This window comes from Anaerohalosphaeraceae bacterium (assembly GCA_035378985.1).
Classification (GTDB): Bacteria; Planctomycetota; Phycisphaerae; order Sedimentisphaerales; family Anaerohalosphaeraceae; genus JAHDQI01.
On sequence record DAOSUR010000038.1, the window covers coordinates 1 to 3,410 of the forward strand.

At 48.7% G+C, this 3,410-nt stretch carries 1 protein-coding gene; it reads left to right on the top strand.

Annotated elements, in window-relative coordinates; all coding sequences use genetic code 11:
- Positions 1-102: 102 nt before the first annotated feature.
- On the top strand, positions 103-3,410 hold a 3,308-nt coding region (locus PKY88_13230; protein ID HOQ06162.1), incomplete at its 3' end, for a hypothetical protein.

Below are 3,410 nucleotides of genomic sequence, written 5' to 3' on the forward strand. Positions count from 1 at the left end.
GACGAAGTCGAATCGATTATGAATCTGTCCATACCAACGTATGCAAGAATATCTGGAGTAAAACAACGTCTGCTCGGCTCTGGTCAATTACTCGGTTAACTTATGGCCAAGGATTACCCATGGCAGTTTTCCGACTGGCCGCTTGAAGCGGGAGGGCCCGTACATCATCTGGCTGCGGAGGACCTGCGGCGGTGGATTTGGCTGCTTTTATATGGCAAGGCGGCGACTGCACAAAAGGCGGAGGACGGCGGGATTGATACGAATAATCCAAAACGCCTTGCTCCGAAATGGTCGGAATGGATGCTGCCATATGCAGAGGCGATGCAGACGAGTTTTACGGTGGCGATGACAACTCGTCCGCACGCTCAGGCCGTGCCGGGCGCAATCACCGTTTGGTATGAGGATTCATTCTCTTCAACAATTTCCGGGATTGATTTTTCGCAGTATCAGGAAGGTGAACTGGTTATTGAGAATTGCCAGCAAATCACAAAGAACAGTATCTGGAACTGGAACGGCACAGGCACGCCGACGCCGCAGCAGGAGACGTGGTACAAGGAATATGATGACTGGCGTCCGGGCACTCCTTTCTTGCTGACCGGCTGCTCCGATGAGCGGAATAACGGATTCTACCGTGTCCTGAGCCGCAGGATGTCCGGGAGCACACTTTTCCTCCGAGCGTGTTCCAATGACGGGCAGCCGGTCAGTTTTTTTGCAGACAATCAAGGCACGATGTCCTGCAATTTCGGCGGCGACTGGTGGACGATGCGCGGAATGAATGGGAACATGTCGGCGGGCTGCGGCTATGCGGATGAATCGCCCGATGGATTTTTTGCAACAATTGATGACGAGTCCCGCTATTCATTTGCAAAATCCGGCAAGTGGTGGACAGCAAAAGACCAGTATCATCGATACGAGGGGAATGCTCGAGGGCCGAACGACGGCAGGCCGCCCAGCGGCGGGCCATATGCTATCGATGTCAACGGAGATTGGATTCGAGGAGTCAATCCCTATCTTTATCACTGCTATGACAAAAACGCTCATCGATACTTTCTGAAAAGCGACTGGGAAAAAGTCGGAAGTTATTTCAACCTGTACTTTGCCGGCTGGAGGGCCGACGAAAATCTGTCTGCTCAGGTTGATCCCAAAGAGCAGATGCCGCCTTACTTTTTTGTGGACAAGAAGAATGTCCGCTGGAAATACGGCGAAAAGGTTCCCGTCCGCCGCAGCCAGATAACCAATGCGAGTAAACTCGGAGCGATGGATGACCCAAAGGCCTACGCCTGGCACAGCCAGCAGAGCGGCTGGCACTGCATTGCCACACACAAGCAATATCTGACAAACAAGATACGCATTCTGTCGAGCGGGCCGGGGATGATTTATGAGGGCAGCATTCCAACGCTCAAGATTGCTCAATCGCCACGAGATTGGTGGGAGCAAAATAAGTATGACGCTGCAATTCAGAATATGGTAGAACTGCTGGCTGAACAATCCGGCTGGATGCTGCCGGTCGATGAAGACTATAAAGAGAATTGGTTTGCTGTCCATCATCCGAGTTATTTGCAAGATGATATATTGCCTCAGATGCTCGAATGGGGGTTATATGGGAGCATAGAAAACCGCACATATCAGACGGCATATAATGACTTTGGCACAGGGGCCTATCGGCCTGAATGGGATGCTACGGCTCCGGCTTATGCAGAACTACACGATGAGTTGTGGGGAGAAAACGGTTCGGCCTTTGAGCTGATTCTGAAAAAACTCGGCAGCAATTACTATGACTGGTATTATGATGAAGAACACCCATTCATCTCCGAAAGAGTTTTGAAAGTTCGCACGCTTTTCCTGGCCGACCCGGGCTATTGGTCATTTCCAACGACCGTGCACGGGGTGGAGTGCAACTCCGTCGAGGATATAGCCGATGTCTGCTGGCCGATTCCCAAGGGCACCTGGCGTCGGACGTGGAAGCGGACGCTCGGCTATGTTCGGGAGGGCAAGATGCGGGACTCGTCGAGGGGCGAGCCGCCCTGCCATAATTACGAGGATTATTCGTGGAATGACCCATACGGCGAATATCACCTGACGATGCCGGGACATCATCGATTTACGGCACCGTCGCAAGATGATTACGGCGGCGAGGATTTGTCGGCCAATCACGGGCCGAACTTTGAGGCCGAAGGGCGGGAATATTATACAACAAGAATCTATCAGATTCTCAATGACTGCCGAATGGTACTCAAGCAGCTAAACGTTTTCCAACCAATTCTGACGAATTATTCATTAAAATACTTTTATTTGCATATTGAAGATTATTTCAAGGACAATAACGGTTCTATTTATTTCCCGAACAAAGAAGCCATTATTGCAATTGCTGAAAATGCCCTTGCAGAGAACTACATTAGTGATGTAAGTCAATGGTCTTCCGGCACAATAACTCTGGTTGGACATCACTTGCCGATTCTCGCAGGGGCAAAAGGTTATTGTGTAAATAACTTCTGCGGGATTCCGTACTATTGTGAATCTGCTGTTGTATTGGAATGTGAACAGTATGATTTAAATGCCGTTTATTTTCTCATCAGATTAAAAATAAACTATCCGCGCCAATCACTTTGGGCTGCATACGGCGGCTCGGATTCGCCGATAGCTTTTGGAATAACCAAAGTCGGTACAGTTAATGTTCCAAGAACGCCAAAAGACAGTAATTATGATTTATACGGTTATTTATTAATTCCAGTTAGACCGGATGCGGATGAACCGTCAATCATTCGCATTAGGTCTATTTACAACTTTGCCAATCTCGGTATTTGTGAACCTGTTTATGAAGGTCAATATTTGAACAACAGTAATACAACGATAGAAGTAGCCGTTTTCAATAAAAATGATTTTTTAACTGTGTTTGATTTTACGAAAATATCCGACAAAATCTGGCGGCGGCTGAAGGAAAAGGCCGATGTCCGCTTGATTGATATTTTCGGGCCGGATAACAATCCGCCGAAATACGAGAACGCTTTCTGGGGGAAGCCGATTCTCTATAATGCAAACTGGGTGGATTATACCGGCGGCAGCGTTTATGAGAGCATCTATGATTACGACGGGCACGTGCCGGAATATCGAGTCAAGGCCGAATCTGTTCTGATGGAGGATTTAGAAGGGATTGATGAAAACGAAGTCAAATACATTTTTGATTTCGGCGAATCCGAACTGGCGGATGAAATGGACAGAACACAAACCAGCAGAAAATACGACGAGAAATTGCTTGACGGCGACCACGAGGCCGCCGAGGAAGTTTTTGAAGACGGATGGGACGAAGGCAATATCTGGAACGTGGAATTAAACTCCAGAGATTCGGCACAGGCCAGAGGCAATCCGCAGAATAATTACGGCACACCGACTGCTCCGGAAGTGATTGCACT